This window comes from Streptomyces sp. NPDC047072 (assembly GCF_040643855.1).
GTDB lineage: Bacteria > Actinomycetota > Actinomycetes > Streptomycetales > Streptomycetaceae > Streptomyces.
Genome location: NZ_JBEYVC010000111.1, coordinates 1 through 14,336, shown reverse-complemented (window position 1 = coordinate 14,336; position 14,336 = coordinate 1). Strand labels below are relative to the sequence as shown.

Genomic DNA, 14,336 nt, shown 5'->3' with positions numbered 1-14,336 from the left:
GCCGGACCACCGGTCGCCCCTTCGCCGTTCACGCGACCCGCGTGAACTCCACCGTCACCTCCGGCGATCCGCCGGGAACACCCCGGTAGATCCCCTTGTGCGGGGTCACGTCGTCGTAGTCGCGGCCGCGGGCCACCACCACGTGGGACGCGTCGGCGCGGACGCTGTTGGTGGGGTCGTAGCCGCACCAGTCGCCCGCCCAGTACTCGATCCAGGCGTGCGACTGCCCCGCGACCGGCCGGTGCAGCTCCGCCTCCCGCTCGGGGTGCAGATAGCCGGAGACATAGCGGGCCGGCAGGCCCACGCCCCGCAGCAGCGCGACGGTGAGGTGGGTGATGTCCTGGCAGACGCCCGCGCCCTGCTCCCAGGCCTCCTCGGGCGAGGTGTTCACACTGGTCGCGCCGGGCAGGTACGACACCCGGTCGGCGACCAGCGTCGACACCGCGACCGCCGTCTCGTGCGGGTCGAGCCCGGCCGCCGCCTTGCGGGCCTTCTTGGCCAGCCGCGCCGGGACCGTCGTACGGCCCGTCGGGCTCGCGAACTCCAACAGGCGGGAGCTCGCCGTCCGTTCGGCGATCTCGGCCCAGGTGGGCGCCTGGGGCAGCGGCTCCGGCGGGGACGTCTCGACCAGGCTGGAGGCCGTGATGGTGAGATGGCCGTGCGGGTCCATCAGGTCGAAGCCGGTGACCTGGGTGCCCCAGTAGTCCCAGTACGACCAGGTGGGCGTCGTCGGGTTCACGGTGACCCGGGCGTCCAGCGTGGTCTGCGCGGGCAGCGTCAGCGGGGTCATGCGGACCTCGTTGTGCGAGGAGGACGCTGGCTGGGCGTAGGAGACCTTGGTGACGTGCTTGATGCGGAGCCTGTGCGTTCCCTGGGTGGTCATCTCACGCTCCTTCCTGGGCCCACTCGACGGGCCCCTGGTACGGGAAGAACCGCTCCGCCACCGCTTCCGCCGAGGCCATGCAGGCGGTCTGCAAGTCCCTGAGCAGCAGCGGGAGTTGTTCCTCCAGGGCGTGCAGGTCGAGGTATTCGAGACGGGTGCGCAGCCGGCCGATCGGGCGGCGTGCGGGGTCCTGGCGGGGGCGGCCGAGCGCGGTCAGGCACTCCTCCGCGGTGGTCAGCGCGTGCAGCGCGGAGCGCGGGAAGTCCCGGTCCAGGAGCAGGAATTCGGCCACGCGCGGGGTGTCGCCGAAACCGCCGTACACGCGCGCGTACGCCTCGTCGGCGCCGGACGCGCTCAGCAGGGTTGGCCAGTCGGGCGCGTGCGCCGCGTCCAACACCCGTACCGACAGCAGCCGTACGGTCATGTCGACGCGCTCCAGGCTCCGGCCGAGCACCACGAAGCGCCAGCTGTCGTCGCGGCTCATGGTGGAGTCGGCGAGCCCGAAGAAGAGGGCCGCGCGCCGCCGTACGAGTTCCAAGTAGGCGTAGGGGCCCGTCCGTCGGGCCGCGAGGCGCTGGTCGGCGAGGGCGTGCCAGGTGGAGTTGAGGCACTCCCACATCTCGGAGGAGACGGCCTCGCGGGCGCTGCGGGCGTTGAGCCGGGCGGCGCCGAGCGCGCCCTCGATGGAGCCCGTCGAGCGTGCGTCGAAGGCGAGTTGGTCGAGGACCTGCTGCATGTCGACGGGCTCGGCGCCCGCGTCCATGCCGAGGATCGCGTACAACGATCGGCAGGCCAGGTCCTCGTCGCGCCACGGGTCCTCCAGCATGCGGTGGAGGTAGGCGTCGAGAATCCGCCCGGTCGCGTCGGCCCGCTCGACGTACCGGCCGGTCCAGGTCAGCGCCTCGGCTATCCGGGAGAGGATCACGTCGTTCACTGCTGTGCTCCTTCCTGTACGACGGCGGGGGTGCCGTCCGGTCCGAGGTCGCGCGGGGCGATCGCCGGGAGCGTGGAGGCCGCGGGTGGCGCCGGTGCCTCCGAGGGGCCCTCGGCGAGTACCCAGGTGTCCTTGGAGCCGCCGCCCTGGCTGGAGTTGACGATCAGGTTGCCCTCCTGGAGGGCGACGCGGGTGAGGCCGCCGGGCAGGACCCAGATGTCGTTGCCGTCGTTGACGGCGAAGGGGCGCAGGTCGATGTGGCGGGGGGCCATGCGCTCGCCCGCGAGGGTGGGGGAGGTGGAGAGGGCGACGGGGCGCTGGGCGATGAAGCCGCGGGGGTCCTTCTTGACGGCCTCGCGTGTCTGTTCCAGTGTCTTGCGGTCGGCCTTGGGGCCGATGACGATGCCCTGGCCGCCGGCGCCGTCGACCGGTTTGACGACGAGCTGGTCGATCTGGTCGAGGACCGCCTCCAACTGCCCTGGCTCGTCCGGCCGGTAGGACTCCACGTTGGGGAGGATCGGCTCCTCGGAGAGGTAGTAGCGGATCAGGTCGGGGACGTACGTGTAGAGCAGCTTGTCGTCGGCGATGCCGTTGCCGACCGCGTTGGCGAGGGTGACGTTGCCCGCCATGGCGGCGCTGAGGATGCCCGGGCAGCCGATCACCGAGTCGGGGCGGAAGTGGAGCGGGTCGAGGAAGTCGTCGTCCAGGCGCCGGTATACGACATGGACGGGCACCTCGCCACGGGTGGTGCGCATCCAGACGCGGTTGTTGCGGCACACCAGGTCGTGTCCCTCGACCAGCTGCACACCCATCAGCCGGGCGAGCAGGGCGTGTTCGAAGTAGGCGGCGTTGTTGGGGCCGGGGGTGAGGACCACGACCCGGGGGTCCTGGGTGCCGTCGGGGGCGGCGGCGCGCAGTGCGGCCAGCAGTTTCTGGGTGTAGCCGTCGACGGGGAGGACGTGCTGCTCGGCGAAGAGGGAGGGGAAGATCCGGGTCATCGCGCGCCGGTTCTCGATGACGTACGACACCCCGCTCGGGACCCGGACGTTGTCCTCCAGGACCCGGAACGCGCCCTGTTCGTCCCGTACGAGGTCGATGCCGGCGACGTGGATCCGGACACCGCCGGGTGGCTCGACGCCCTGCGCGGCGCGGTGGAAATGGGGGGAGTTGAGGAGCAGCCGCCAGGGCACGACACCGTCCTCGAAGGCGCGGGCGTGTCCGTAGGCGTCGGCGAGATAGGCCTCCAGGGCCCTGACTCTCTGCCCGACCCCCCGTTGTATGAGATCCCATTCGAGTGAGTCGAGGATCCTGGGCACGAGGTCCAGCGGCCAGGGCCGCTCCTCGCCCGCGAAGGCGTACGTCACGCCTCTGTCGGTGAACGCCCGGGCCATCTGGTCGGCCCGGAAGCGCAGTTCACTCGGTTCGATCGGCTGAAGTGCAGCCAGCACCGGCTCATAGGCGGTCCTGACCTCACCCGGCCGCTCGAACATCTCGTCCCACGCGTCGGCCAACGCGTACGCGTCAAATATGTCCGCCATGACCTGACGTTAAGTGCGGTACGTAACGCGGTGATCACTGCGGCATTTCCGGCAGTTGACGCACGGAGCGGGGCGTTCCGCGCGGCTCGCCCGGGCCGTCATGTTGTTGCAAGGGGATGGTGTGGAGGGCCGTGGATTGTGGGGCATACCGGGGGTTTTTCTCGGTCAAGGCCCGAGGAGCCGTGTTGCGGAGCGGGTCCGGGCCGCGCATAGTTGCGGAGCCGAGGAGGCTTCGCGGCCTCGATGGGGAAACAGGACAAGAGGGCGGTAGACGCTGGAGTCGGGGGAGGGGCGGTCATGACCGGGCACGGGACGGACGACCATCCACACGGTGCCGACCGGCTGTGCGAGGCTGGTGACCGCGTGTATTCCCGGGCGGTACGGCGCGGGCGGGTGCCGCGCGCCGACGCGGAGCCGGTGCCCTGCCTTCTCGAACTCGCGCTGCTCCACCCGGATCCGGACGACATGGACTGGCTGGTGCCGACGGCACCCCAGGAGGTCATGACCCGGCTGCTGCGCGGGGTCTACGACGACGTCAGCGCGAGTCAGCGGCGCGTGGGGGCGGCCGTCGCGGCCGTGGAACGGTACGCCGGTCTCGGCCCGCAGGACCGGACCGCGGGCGGCGAGGGGTCGGCGATCCGCGTCCTGGACGGGCTCTCGCGGATCCAGGCGGCGATGGACGAGGCGACGGAGGCGTGCACGACGGAGGTCCTCACGGTCCAGCCCGGGGGCATCCGCCCGGAGCACGAACTGACGGAGGGCCTGCACCGCGCGCTCGCCCTGCGCGGCCGGGGCGTGCGCATGCGGGACCTCTACACCCACGTGGCCCGCCACGGCCAGGGGCTGCTCAACTACCTTGAACTGATGGGCGGATCGGTCCAGGCGAGGACGTTGGACGAGGTGATCGACCGCCTCATCCTCTTCGACCGCACGGTCGCCTTCGTCCCCGCGAACGCGGACCGCACGCTGGCCCTGGAGCTACGGCACCCGGCGCTGGTGTCGTACCTGGTGACGGTCTTCGAGCGCCTGTGGCGCCTGGCGATCCCGTTGACGGCGCCGTTGCCGGACACCGGCATCGAGGGCATCTCCCACCGCGAGCAGTCCATCGCGGCGCTGCTCGCCGAGGGCCACCAGGACGCGGTGATCGCGGAACGCCTCGGCATAAGCGTCCGTACGTGCCGGGCCCACATCGCGCGGCTGTCGGAGACCCTGGGCGCGGCCAGCCGCACCCAACTCGGCGTCCGCATAGCCCAGGTGGGCCTGGACACCCCGACCTCCGTCACCCCCCTCACCCTTCCCGGTCAAGAACCCCGGACCGTCCGATGAGATACCCCAGCTGAGCCCGACTCTCACTGCCGAGCGTCGCGGCGAGCTTGGCGATGTGGACGCGGGCGGTGCGGATGTTCATGCCGAGCCGGTCGGCGATGACGGCGTCGGTGTGGCCCTCTATGAGGAGGGCGGCGATGGCGCGTTGGCGTTGGGTGATGCCGTTGAGGCTGGGCTGGTGGACGGCCTGGGGGTACATGGGGGTTCCCAGCCGCCAGAGCCGGTCGAAGGCGGTGGCGAGGAACTCGACGATCGCGGGTTGGCGGATCTCCAGGGCGAGGGTGCGGTCCGCGGTCGCGGGGATGAAGGCGACGGCGCGGTCGACGATGATCAGGCGGGGGGTGACCTCGTCGAGGGTGCGGGCCTGGGCGTCGCCCCGGAGCCTCTCGTAGCGAGTGAGGATCGAGGGGGCGTGGCGCAGGGTGTGCTGGTAGAGCGTCCGGATGCGGCCGCCCCGGTCGAGGAACTCCTGATCGCGGACCAGGGCTTCGTCGTGCTGGGGGAGTACCTGGTGGGCGGCTGAGCGGTACGGCTGGATGGCCAGCAGTTCCTGGGCGGCATCGGCCATGACCTGCGTGATCACCGTGTTGATGCGGTCCATCCCACTGAGGACCGTGACGGCGGCGGTGTCGGTGGGCCCGGCGCGAGGACGGCTGATGCGGATGAGCGGTTCGAACAGGTCGACCACCCGCTGCTCGCGTCCGCGCTCCTCGGCGATACGTTCCTCCGCGGCGCGCAGGATGCGGTGCAGGGCGACCGTCGGATCGACCGGCTCCAGCTTGGACAGGTCGTCGACGGAGGGATGCAGAAGCCCGAAGTCGACCAGGCAGGGGGCGGCCTCGGCGTCGCTCACGTATCCCTCGCGCAGGGCCTGCTCGTACAGCTTCGTACCGGCGGCGCAGAGGTCGTCCACGCCGTGCTCGGGGTGCGGCGGCGTGCTCACGTGGTGCCCCCTTCCTGCTCGAGGATTCCTGATCCCGCTATGAGGTAGCCGAGTTGGGCCCGACTCTCACTGCCGAGGGTGGCGGCGAGTTTGGCGATGTGGACGCGGGCGGTGCGGATGTTCATGCCGAGTCGGTCGGCGATGGCCCGTTGGCGTTGGGTGATGCCGTTGACATTCGGTTGCTGGACCGCCTGCGGGTACATGGGGGTGGCGAGCCGCCAGAGCCGGTCGAAGGCGGTGGCGAGGAACTCGACGATCGCGGGTTGGCGGATCTCCAGGGCGAGGGTGCGGTCGGCGGTCGCGGGGATGAAGGCGACGGCGCGGTCGACGACGATCAGCCGCGGGGTGACCTCGTCGAGGGTGCGCGCCTGGGCGTCGCCGCGCAGATGCTCGTAGCGGACCAGGGTGCTGCGGGCATGGCGCAGGGTGTGCGGGTAGAGAGTGCGGATGCGCCCGCCCCGGTCGAGATACTCCTGGTCGCGGGTGAACGCTTCGTCGTGGGGCCGGCTTGGAGAGTGCATCCCTGCTGTAAGGGGCTGGATGGCGAGGGTCTCGCCGGATGTGTCGGCCATGGCCTCGTTGATCGCGCGGCTGATCGGTTCGAATCCGCTGAGGGTCGTGACCATCGGGATGACCGAGCTGCCGCCGATTCGCATGAGCGGTTCGAACAGGTCGGCCAGTCGCTGCTCGCGCCGCCGTTCGACCGCGATGAGTTCCTCGGAGGTGCGCAGCAGGCGATGGAGTGCGACGGCCGGTGCGACCGGCTCCAGCACGTCCAGGTCGGTGACGCTCGGGTTCAGCAGGCCGAGGTCGACCAGACAGGGGGCCGCCTCGGCGTCGGTGGCGCGCACATGCCCTTCGCGCAGGGCTTGCTCGTACAGCTCTGTCCCCGCGGAGCACAGGTCGTCCACGCCGTGCTCCGGATGGCTCTCCCGGGTCACCGCGCCCCCCTTCGGGTCACTGCCCCTGGTCCAGGATTCCGGACTGGGCGATGAGGAAGCCGAGTTGGGCGCGGCTGCCGCTGCCGAGGGCCGTGGCGAGCTTGGCTATGTGGGCGCGGCAGGTGCGGACGTTCATGCCCAGGCGGCGCGCGATGGCTTCGTCGACGTGGCCCTCCACCAGGAGCTTGGCGATGGAGTGCTGGATGTCCGTGATGCCGTCGGGAGCGGTTTCATAGGGCGCGCCGGCGTTCAGGGGAACGGCACGGCTCCACATGAATTCGAACACCTTGATCAGATACCGGACCAGGCCCGGGTGGCGCAGTTCGAGGGCGACCTGCCGGTCGTCGCGGGTGGGGATGAACGCGACGGCCTCGTCGCAGATGATGAGCCGCTCGACCAGTTCGTCGATGGTCCGGTACTCGGCCTTCCCGTCGGCGAAGTGGTCCACCCAGGCGAGTCTCTCCTGGCTGTACCTGGCCGTGTGCTGGTAGAGGGTCCGGATCCGTACGCCCCGTTCGATCAGCGGCTTGTCGCGTTCCAGGGCTTCCATGAGCCGGCGCTCCGGATGCCGCTGGCTCGGCTGGACGGTGAGCATCTCGTTCTGGCACTGCGATATCGCCAGGTCGAGGGCTTCGTTGATGCGGTCGAGCCCCTCCAGGACGGTGATGGAGTGGGTGGCCGCGGCCACCGGCGCGCTGAGGGTCATGAACGGCTCGAATGTGTCCGCCAGCTCGATGGACAGCCGTCGGCGTTCCGTGATCTCGCGTTCTATGGGGGTGAGCCGCTGGGCCAGCGCGACCGACGGGGGAACCGGTCGGAGCCAGTTCGCGTCGTCGGGGTCGGGGTGGAGCAGGGCGAACTCCATCAGACAGGGGGCGGGCTCGACCTCCGCACGGGCGATACGTCCCGTGCGGAGTGCGTTCGTGTATAGACGGCTTCCTTCCTCACACAGCTCCGTCATGGCGTGGGGATGCGTCGCCTTAGTCCGATTTGTTGTCAAATCTCCACCCCCCAGGGTCCTGAACATGCAGGAACATGATGCACCGATCGTGTGGCCATGACGTGCCCGAATGAGCCATCGTCTTACTCGACGGGGGAAAAGGGGACCTTCAAGTGAGGACGAAGCCGACTATGCGGAACAGAATGCTTCGCTCGGTGCTTGTCGCCGCCTTTTCAGCCGTCGTGGCGTTCGGAGCGATCGGCGGTCTGCCCAGTGCGCAGGCCGCGCAGGCCGACAGTGTCTGGTCATCGGCCACCACCACGACTGCCGACGGCGACAATGGCGGCGACACCGTTGTAGTTCCGGCAGACAGCGTGTGGAGTTGACGTGACCACCCCACCCGACGACCGCTCCTTCCGCCGTGAAATGGCCACCGCCTACCGCTCCGGCTGGCACTTCATCGACCTCGTCACCGCGATCCCCCACCCCGGTGACTCGTTGATGGTGACCGTCTTCGGTGAACCGGTGGTCGTCACGCGGGACGATGACGAGGACGTGCGGGCGTACCGGTGTCTGCGGCGGCCTCGGGGGGCGCCGCAGCCCGTGCGGTGTGCCATTCGGTACGGAATGATCTTTGTGAATCTTGACCAACGAGACCATCGGCTGGTGGAACCGGAATCCCCCACTCCACGGACCATCTCAGCCACCCCCCGCAGTGCCTGACGCGATTCCCCCGTCGTAACAGATCGCGCAGGTGCTTCCCCCCGCAGCGGCGTCACCGTGACCTGAACACGGTGACGCCGCTGCAGTTTCTGGGGACATTTCCGGGTATCGGATGATCTCCCCGTGGCTCAAAAATGCCCCATCGCGCGCGTGAGTGAGATCTCGATCACCACGCGCAAAGGGTTCGGTCCCGGCTCTCGTCCGTAGCGCTCGGCGTAGCGCCGCTCCGCCTCCACCACCCGCTCCGGCTCCGTGCGCACGTACGCCCGTCCCTCCAGCGTCGCCCACCGCCGCCCGTCCACCTGGCACACCGCGACCCGGGCCCCCTCGGCCCCGGCCGCCCGCACATGCCGTACCTTCGCGCTGGTCCCGCTCGCGATCACCCGAGCAAGACCGGCCTCGGGGTCGTATGTCACCCCGACGGGCACGACGTGCGGGCTGCCGTCCGGGCGCGGGGTCGTCAGCGTGCACAGGTGCCGTTCCCGCCAGAAGCTGAGATACGCGGCGTCCGGGGCACCCGGATCCTGAGTGCGAGTAGTCATGGCGGGAAGCCAACCACCACTTCCCTCCCGCAGACTGCCTTGAGTGGAATAGACTCAACTTTGTATACGCTGACAGAGTCAGTCAAGGGAGAGCTGACACCGAGGAGGAGTACGCGAACGTGGACGCCGAGCTGACCAACCGGAGCCGGGACGCGATCAACGCGGCCAGCAACCGTGCCGTGACCGAGGGACACCCGGACCTCACCCCCGCCCACCTGCTCCTTGCGCTGCTCGCGGGGCAGGACAACGAGAACATCACCGACCTGCTCGCGGCCGTCGACGCCGACCAGGCCGCCGTGCGCGCCGGGGCCGAGAAGGCGATCGGCTCGCTGCCCAGCGTGACCGGGTCCACCGTGGCGCCTCCGCAGCCCAACCGCGATCTGCTCTCCGTCATCGCGGACGCCCAGGCCCGCGCCAAGGACCTCGGCGACGAGTACCTCTCCACCGAGCACCTGCTGATCGGCATCGCCGCCAAGGGCGGGCCGGCCGCCGACGTGCTCAGCCAGCAGGGGGCCACCGCGAAGAAGCTGCTCGACGCCTTCCAGAAGGCGCGCGGCGGGCGCCGGGTGACCAGCGCCGATCCCGAGGGGCAGTACAAGGCCCTGGAGAAGTTCGGCACCGACTTCACCGCCGCCGCCCGCGAGGGCAAGCTCGACCCGGTCATCGGCCGTGACCAGGAGATCCGGCGGGTCGTGCAGGTGCTCAGCCGCCGGACCAAGAACAACCCCGTCCTCATCGGCGAGCCCGGCGTCGGCAAGACCGCCGTCGTGGAGGGGCTCGCGCAGCGGATCGTGAAGGGCGACGTGCCCGAGTCGCTCAAGGACAAGCGGCTGGTCGCGCTGGACCTCGGCGCGATGGTCGCCGGGGCCAAGTACCGCGGTGAGTTCGAGGAGCGGCTGAAGACCGTCCTCGCGGAGATCAAGAGCTCCGACGGGCAGATCATCACCTTCATCGACGAGCTGCACACGGTCGTCGGGGCGGGCGCCGGCGGCGACTCCGCCATGGACGCCGGCAACATGCTCAAGCCCATGCTCGCCCGCGGTGAGCTGCGCATGGTCGGCGCCACCACCCTCGACGAGTACCGCGAGCGGATCGAGAAGGACCCCGCCCTGGAGCGGCGCTTCCAGCAGGTGCTGGTCGCCGAGCCGACCGTCGAGGACACCATCGCGATCCTGCGCGGGCTCAAGGGGCGCTACGAGGCCCACCACAAGGTCCAGATCGCCGACAGCGCGCTGGTGGCGGCCGCGACCCTCTCCGACCGGTACATCACCTCCCGCTTCCTCCCGGACAAGGCCATCGACCTCGTCGACGAGGCGGCCTCCCGGCTCCGTATGGAGATCGACTCGTCCCCCGTCGAGATCGACGAACTCCAGCGCTCCGTCGACCGGTTGCGCATGGAGGAGCTGGCCCTGGAGAAGGAGACCGACCCCGCCTCCCGCGAGCGCCTGGACAAGCTGCGCCGCGACCTCGCCGACAAGGAGGAGGAGCTGCGGGGCCTGACCGCCCGCTGGGAGAAGGAGAAGCAGTCCCTCAACCGGGTCGGTGAACTCAAGGAGAAACTCGACGAGTTGCGCGGCCAGGCCGAACGCGCCCAGCGCGACGGCGACTTCGACACCGCCAGCAAGCTGCTCTACGGCGAGATCCCGGGCGTGGAGCGGGACTTGAGGGAGGCCTCGGCCGCCGAGGAGGAGGCGGCCAAGGACACCATGGTCAAGGAGGAGGTCGGCTCCGACGACATCGCGGACACCGTCGCCGCCTGGACCGGCATCCCGGCGGGCCGCCTCATGGAGGGCGAGACACAGAAACTCCTGCGCATGGAGGAGGAGTTGGGGCGCCGGCTGATCGGGCAGGCGGAGGCCGTGCAGGCCGTCTCCGACGCCGTACGGCGCACCCGCGCGGGCATCGCCGACCCGGACCGGCCCACCGGCTCCTTCCTCTTCCTCGGCCCGACCGGTGTCGGCAAGACCGAACTGGCCAAGGCGCTCGCCGACTTCCTCTTCGACGACGAGCGGGCGATGGTCCGCATCGACATGTCGGAGTACGGCGAGAAGCACACCGTCGCCCGGCTGGTCGGCGCGCCTCCCGGCTACGTCGGCTACGAGGAGGGCGGCCAGTTGACGGAGGCGGTGCGCAGGCGCCCGTACAGCGTCGTGCTCCTCGACGAGGTGGAGAAGGCGCACCCCGAGGTCTTCGACGTGCTGCTCCAGGTGCTGGACGACGGCCGTCTGACGGACGGTCAGGGCCGTACGGTCGACTTCCGCAACGCGATCCTGGTGCTGACCTCCAACCTGGGCAGCCAGTTCCTGGTCGACCCGATCACCAGCGAGGCGGAGAAGAAGGAGCAGGTCCTGGAGGTCGTACGGGCCTCCTTCAAGCCGGAGTTCCTCAACCGGCTCGACGACCTGGTCGTCTTCTCGGCCCTGAACAAGGACGAGTTGGGCCGGATCGCCCGGCTCCAGATCGACCGGCTCGCCAAGCGCCTCGCGGAGCGCCGGCTCACACTGGAGGTCACCGACGCGGCCCTGGCCTGGCTCGCCGACGAGGGCAACGACCCGGCCTACGGCGCCCGCCCGCTGCGCCGCCTCGTCCAGACCGCCATCGGCGACCGGCTCGCCAAGGAGATCCTCGCGGGCGAGGTCAAGGACGGCGACACGGTCCGCGTGGACGCGTTCGGGGACGGCCTGATCGTGGGCCCGGCGACCGGCAAGACGCTCTGAGGGGGCCGGGTGGCGGGGGAGAGCGCGCCCCTCGTCACCCGGCCGACGCCACGAACCGCACCTGCGACCACTTCGGCCCGTCGTACGTGATCTCCACCTGTACGACGGCGTCGCGCCCGGGCACCTCCCCCGCGCCGAGGCTCAGGCACAGGTCGGTCTGCTCGGTGGCGCACCGCTCGGCGCGCGGCGCCGGCGCGTCCGGGTAGGTGGCCGCCAGCCAGTCGTCCACTCCGTCGCGCGGGGCGCGGAAGGTGGCCTCGTACCGGGACTCCTGCCCGGCCCGGACCACGCACAGGGTGTCGTACGCCCCCGTCGGCAGCTTCGCCCCGCCGTAGGCCAGCGCCTCGGCGCACGAGGTCTTCTTCACGTCCGCCTCGACCGAGTCGTCCGTGAACAGCCAGGCGACCAGCAGCGCGATCGGGGCCGCCACCACCAGCGTCGGCACCGCCAGGATCGCCAGGAAGACGCCCCATCTGGTCCGGCCCCGCTCGGTCTGCTCCACCACGGTCTCGGGCTGGGTCTGTGTCATGTGTTCCCCCAATGGTCGACCCCTGTTCTACCTGGCTGTCCGGATCATGTCAGCCCTGGGAGGACAGGGTCCGTCGGGGCTTGCCACCCCCCTCCCCGGATGGGGGAGGATGGCGGGATCCGTACGAAGGGAAATTCACGGTGACCATCGACCCGTCCTCGATTCCGAACTTCGGGGGCCAGCCCGAGCCGCAGCAAGGACCGGCGGGCCCCGTCGTCCCGGATCAGGATCTTGTGAAGCAGCTCCTCGACCAGATGGAGCTGAAGTATGTCGTCGACGACGAGGGTGACCTCGCGGCGCCGTGGGAGCAGTTCCGTACGTATTTCATGTTCCGTGGCGAGGGCGACCAGCAGGTCTTCTCGGTGCGGACGTTCTACGACCGGCCCCACCAGATCGACGAGAAGGCGCAGCTGCTGGAGTCCATCGACGACTGGAACCGGCGCACCCTGTGGCCCAAGGTCTACAGCCACACCCACGACGACGGCACCGTCCGCCTGATCGGCGAGGCGCAGATGCTGATCGGCACCGGCGTCAGCCTGGAGCACTTCGTCTCCTCGACCGTCAGCTGGGTCCGCGCGGCCATCGAGTTCGACAAGTGGCTCGTGGAGCAGCTCGGCCTTGAGGAGGACGTCAACGACGCGGAGAAGCCCGAGGACGACGAGTAGGCACCTCTGCCGTCCGCGAGAGCCCGGCCAGGGTGTTCCCGGCCGGGCTCTCGTCCGTCCACAGCCTGTGGACGACTGTGCGCTCAGCCCGCCAGGGACTTCAGCCGCTTCACCGCCTCCTCCAGCACCGACGTCTGCTTGCAGAAGGCGAACCGCACGAAGGGCGCGCCCGCGTCGCGGTGGTCGTAGAAGACGGCGTTGGGGATGGCGACCACGCCCGCGCGCTCGGGCAGGGCGCGGCAGAAGGCGAAGCCGTCGCTCTCGCCGAGGGGGCGGATGTCGGTCGTGACGAAGTACGTGCCGGCCGGCTTGAAGACCGTGAAGCCCGCCTCCGCGAGGCCGCTCGCCAGCAGGTCGCGCTTGGCCAGCATGTCCGCGCGGAACGCCGTGAAGTAGCTCTCCGGCAGCGCGAGCGCCTCGGCGACCGCGTACTGGAACGGCCCGGAGGAGACGTACGTCAGGAACTGCTTCGCCGAGCGGACCGCCGAGACCAGCGGGGGCGCCGCCGTCACCCAGCCGACCTTCCAGCCGGTGAAGGAGAAGGTCTTGCCGGCCGAGCCGATCGTGACCGTCCGCTCCCGCATCCCCGGGAAGGACGCCAGCGGCAGGTGCTCGGCCGCGTCGAAGACCAGGTGCTCGTAGACCTCGTCGGTGACCACCAGCAGGTCCCGCTCGACGGCCAGCCCGGCGATCGCGGCGAGCTCCTCGCGGGTGAGGACCGTGCCGGTGGGGTTGTGCGGGGTGTTGATCAGCAGCAGCCGGGTGCGGTCGGTGACGGCGGCGCGCAGCTCGTCGAGGTCGAGGCGGAAGCTGCCCTCGTACGGCCGTAGCGTGACCGGGACCCTGGTGCCGCCCGCCATCGCGATGCAGGCCGCGTAGGAGTCGTAGTACGGCTCCAGGGCGACGACCTCGTCGCCGGGCTCCAGGAGGGCGAGCAGGGTGGCGGCGATGGCCTCCGTGGCGCCGGCCGTGACCAGGACCTCGGTGTCGGGGTCGTAGGACAGACCGTAGCGGCGCTGCTGGTGGGCGGCGATCGCGGTGCGCAGCTCGGGGACGCCCGGGCCCGGCGGGTACTGGTTGCCGCGCCCGTCCCGCAGCGCCCGCACGGCCGCCTCCCGGACCTCCTCGGGGCCGTCCGTGTCGGGGAAGCCCTGGCCCAGGTTGATCGAACCGGTCTGCAGGGCCAGGGCCGACATCTCGGCGAAGATCGTCGTCCCGAACTCTGCGAGACGGCGGTTGAGCGGGGGGCGTGCGCTGGAGGTCATGCCGGTCATCCTGCGCCCAAGCTCTGGAGTTCCTCAACTCTGCTTTGGGTGGTGAGACGGAAGGGCATCTCCAGCTCACGCAACCGGCGAGGCGCCCACGGGGGGTCGCTTCGGGGGGTAACGGAAGGAGGGTGGCGCCATGGTCATCGGCATCATCCTGGTGGTCTTCGTGGGTGTGTTCCTCGTGGGCGCGGTGGCCGCCGTGTTCAGGAACGGTCCGACGCGCCGACGGGCGCGGGTCGCCGGGAGCGGCGGCGCGGGCGCGGGCGGCGGCAGCTGGTGGGCCGGCGACAGCGGCGGCGGCAGCTCCGACTTCGGGGGCCGGGGCGTGTCTCCCTGGTCGCACCGGACGGCCCGGTCGCCGAGTTCCTGCTGCACATCGAGGGCGAC

Annotated in this window: 14 protein-coding genes; 5 read left to right on the top strand and 9 right to left on the bottom strand. The window is 70.4% G+C overall.

Features of this window, described 5'->3' with window-relative positions; translation table 11 throughout:
• Window positions 1–28: 28 nt before the first annotated feature.
• The 3 genes from ABZ896_RS34805 to ABZ896_RS34795 are packed head-to-tail and all read right to left on the bottom strand — an operon-like array spanning window position 29 to window position 3,355.
• Window positions 29–883 carry a transglutaminase family protein gene (locus ABZ896_RS34805; protein WP_360937886.1) on the bottom strand — a complete coding sequence of 285 codons (855 nt, stop codon included), beginning with the start codon at window positions 881–883 and terminating at the stop codon, window positions 29–31.
• Between the two features lies 1 nt (window position 884).
• Window positions 885–1,817: an alpha-E domain-containing protein gene (locus tag ABZ896_RS34800; RefSeq protein WP_360937883.1), complete on the bottom strand. Its 933-nt coding sequence runs from the start codon at window positions 1,815–1,817 to the stop codon at window positions 885–887.
• Entirely contained in the window at window positions 1,814–3,355 is a 1,542-nt protein-coding gene (locus ABZ896_RS34795) for a circularly permuted type 2 ATP-grasp protein (protein ID WP_360937880.1), read from the bottom strand. The genes ABZ896_RS34800 and ABZ896_RS34795 overlap by 4 nt, the downstream gene beginning before the upstream one ends.
• Before the next feature lie 297 nt (window positions 3,356–3,652).
• Here ABZ896_RS34795 and ABZ896_RS34790 point away from each other — a divergent pair, with 297 nt between their 5' ends.
• A complete protein-coding gene (locus ABZ896_RS34790) occupies window positions 3,653–4,681 on the top strand; it encodes a LuxR C-terminal-related transcriptional regulator (RefSeq protein ID WP_360937877.1) in 1,029 nt (342 codons plus the stop codon).
• Here ABZ896_RS34790 and ABZ896_RS34785 read toward each other — a convergent pair.
• Genes ABZ896_RS34785 through ABZ896_RS34775 form a run of 3 tightly spaced genes read right to left on the bottom strand, consistent with a single transcriptional unit; the run spans window position 4,644 to window position 7,526 of the window.
• Window positions 4,644–5,624 carry a helix-turn-helix transcriptional regulator gene (locus ABZ896_RS34785; RefSeq protein WP_360937874.1) on the bottom strand — a complete coding sequence of 327 codons (981 nt, stop codon included), beginning with the start codon at window positions 5,622–5,624 and terminating at the stop codon, window positions 4,644–4,646. The genes ABZ896_RS34790 and ABZ896_RS34785 overlap by 38 nt on opposite strands.
• Entirely contained in the window at window positions 5,621–6,565 is a 945-nt protein-coding gene (locus ABZ896_RS34780; RefSeq protein WP_360937871.1) for a helix-turn-helix transcriptional regulator, read from the bottom strand. Before ABZ896_RS34780 ends, ABZ896_RS34785 begins: the two co-directional genes overlap by 4 nt.
• Before the next feature lie 16 nt (window positions 6,566–6,581).
• Complete coding sequence (locus ABZ896_RS34775) at window positions 6,582–7,526, bottom strand: helix-turn-helix transcriptional regulator (protein WP_360937868.1); 945 nt, start codon at window positions 7,524–7,526, stop codon at window positions 6,582–6,584.
• A 366-nt stretch (window positions 7,527–7,892) separates the two neighbouring features.
• On the opposite strand from ABZ896_RS34775, the gene ABZ896_RS34770 reads away from it, so the two are divergent.
• On the top strand, window positions 7,893–8,228 hold the full coding sequence (locus tag ABZ896_RS34770; RefSeq protein WP_360937865.1) for a hypothetical protein: 336 nt from the start codon (window positions 7,893–7,895) through the stop codon (window positions 8,226–8,228).
• A 128-nt stretch (window positions 8,229–8,356) separates the two neighbouring features.
• Here ABZ896_RS34770 and ABZ896_RS34765 read toward each other — a convergent pair whose 3' ends face one another.
• Entirely contained in the window at window positions 8,357–8,770 is a 414-nt protein-coding gene (locus ABZ896_RS34765) for a TIGR03618 family F420-dependent PPOX class oxidoreductase (RefSeq protein ID WP_360937862.1), read from the bottom strand.
• Window positions 8,771–8,889: 119 nt separating this feature from the next.
• On the opposite strand from ABZ896_RS34765, the gene clpB reads away from it, so the two are divergent.
• Window positions 8,890–11,487 (top strand): ATP-dependent chaperone ClpB, encoded by a 2,598-nt coding sequence (gene clpB, locus ABZ896_RS34760; RefSeq protein ID WP_360937859.1) that lies wholly within the window; start codon window positions 8,890–8,892, stop codon window positions 11,485–11,487.
• A gap of 34 nt (window positions 11,488–11,521) precedes the next feature.
• Here the strand turns inward: clpB and ABZ896_RS34755 are convergent, their stop codons facing one another.
• Complete coding sequence (locus tag ABZ896_RS34755) at window positions 11,522–12,016, bottom strand: hypothetical protein (protein WP_360937856.1); 495 nt, start codon at window positions 12,014–12,016, stop codon at window positions 11,522–11,524.
• A gap of 140 nt (window positions 12,017–12,156) precedes the next feature.
• Between ABZ896_RS34755 and ABZ896_RS34750 the strand changes: the two genes are divergently transcribed.
• Complete coding sequence (locus ABZ896_RS34750; protein ID WP_360937853.1) at window positions 12,157–12,681, top strand: YbjN domain-containing protein; 525 nt, start codon at window positions 12,157–12,159, stop codon at window positions 12,679–12,681.
• Window positions 12,682–12,764: 83 nt separating this feature from the next.
• Here the strand turns inward: ABZ896_RS34750 and ABZ896_RS34745 are convergent, their stop codons facing one another.
• On the bottom strand, window positions 12,765–13,955 hold the full coding sequence (locus ABZ896_RS34745) for a pyridoxal phosphate-dependent aminotransferase (protein ID WP_360937850.1): 1,191 nt from the start codon (window positions 13,953–13,955) through the stop codon (window positions 12,765–12,767).
• A 130-nt stretch (window positions 13,956–14,085) separates the two neighbouring features.
• Here ABZ896_RS34745 and ABZ896_RS34740 point away from each other — a divergent pair.
• Window positions 14,086–14,336 (top strand): hypothetical protein (locus tag ABZ896_RS34740; RefSeq protein WP_360937847.1); only part of this gene is annotated, 251 nt, incomplete at its 3' end.

Bases quoted from the DNA above. Each gene is read 5' to 3' on its own strand.
- ABZ896_RS34795 (WP_360937880.1), bottom strand. From the start codon at position 3,355: ATGGCGGACATATTTGACGCGTACGCGTTGGCCGACGCGTGGGACGAG.
- ABZ896_RS34755 (WP_360937856.1), bottom strand. From the start codon at position 12,016: ATGACACAGACCCAGCCCGAGACCGTGGTGGAGCAGACCGAGCGGGGC.
- ABZ896_RS34745 (WP_360937850.1), bottom strand. From the start codon at position 13,955: ATGACCGGCATGACCTCCAGCGCACGCCCCCCGCTCAACCGCCGTCTC.
- ABZ896_RS34765 (WP_360937862.1), bottom strand. From the start codon at position 8,770: ATGACTACTCGCACTCAGGATCCGGGTGCCCCGGACGCCGCGTATCTC.
- ABZ896_RS34805 (WP_360937886.1), bottom strand. From the start codon at position 883: ATGACCACCCAGGGAACGCACAGGCTCCGCATCAAGCACGTCACCAAG.
- ABZ896_RS34790 (WP_360937877.1), top strand. From the start codon at position 3,653: ATGACCGGGCACGGGACGGACGACCATCCACACGGTGCCGACCGGCTG.
- ABZ896_RS34775 (WP_360937868.1), bottom strand. From the start codon at position 7,526: ATGACGGAGCTGTGTGAGGAAGGAAGCCGTCTATACACGAACGCACTC.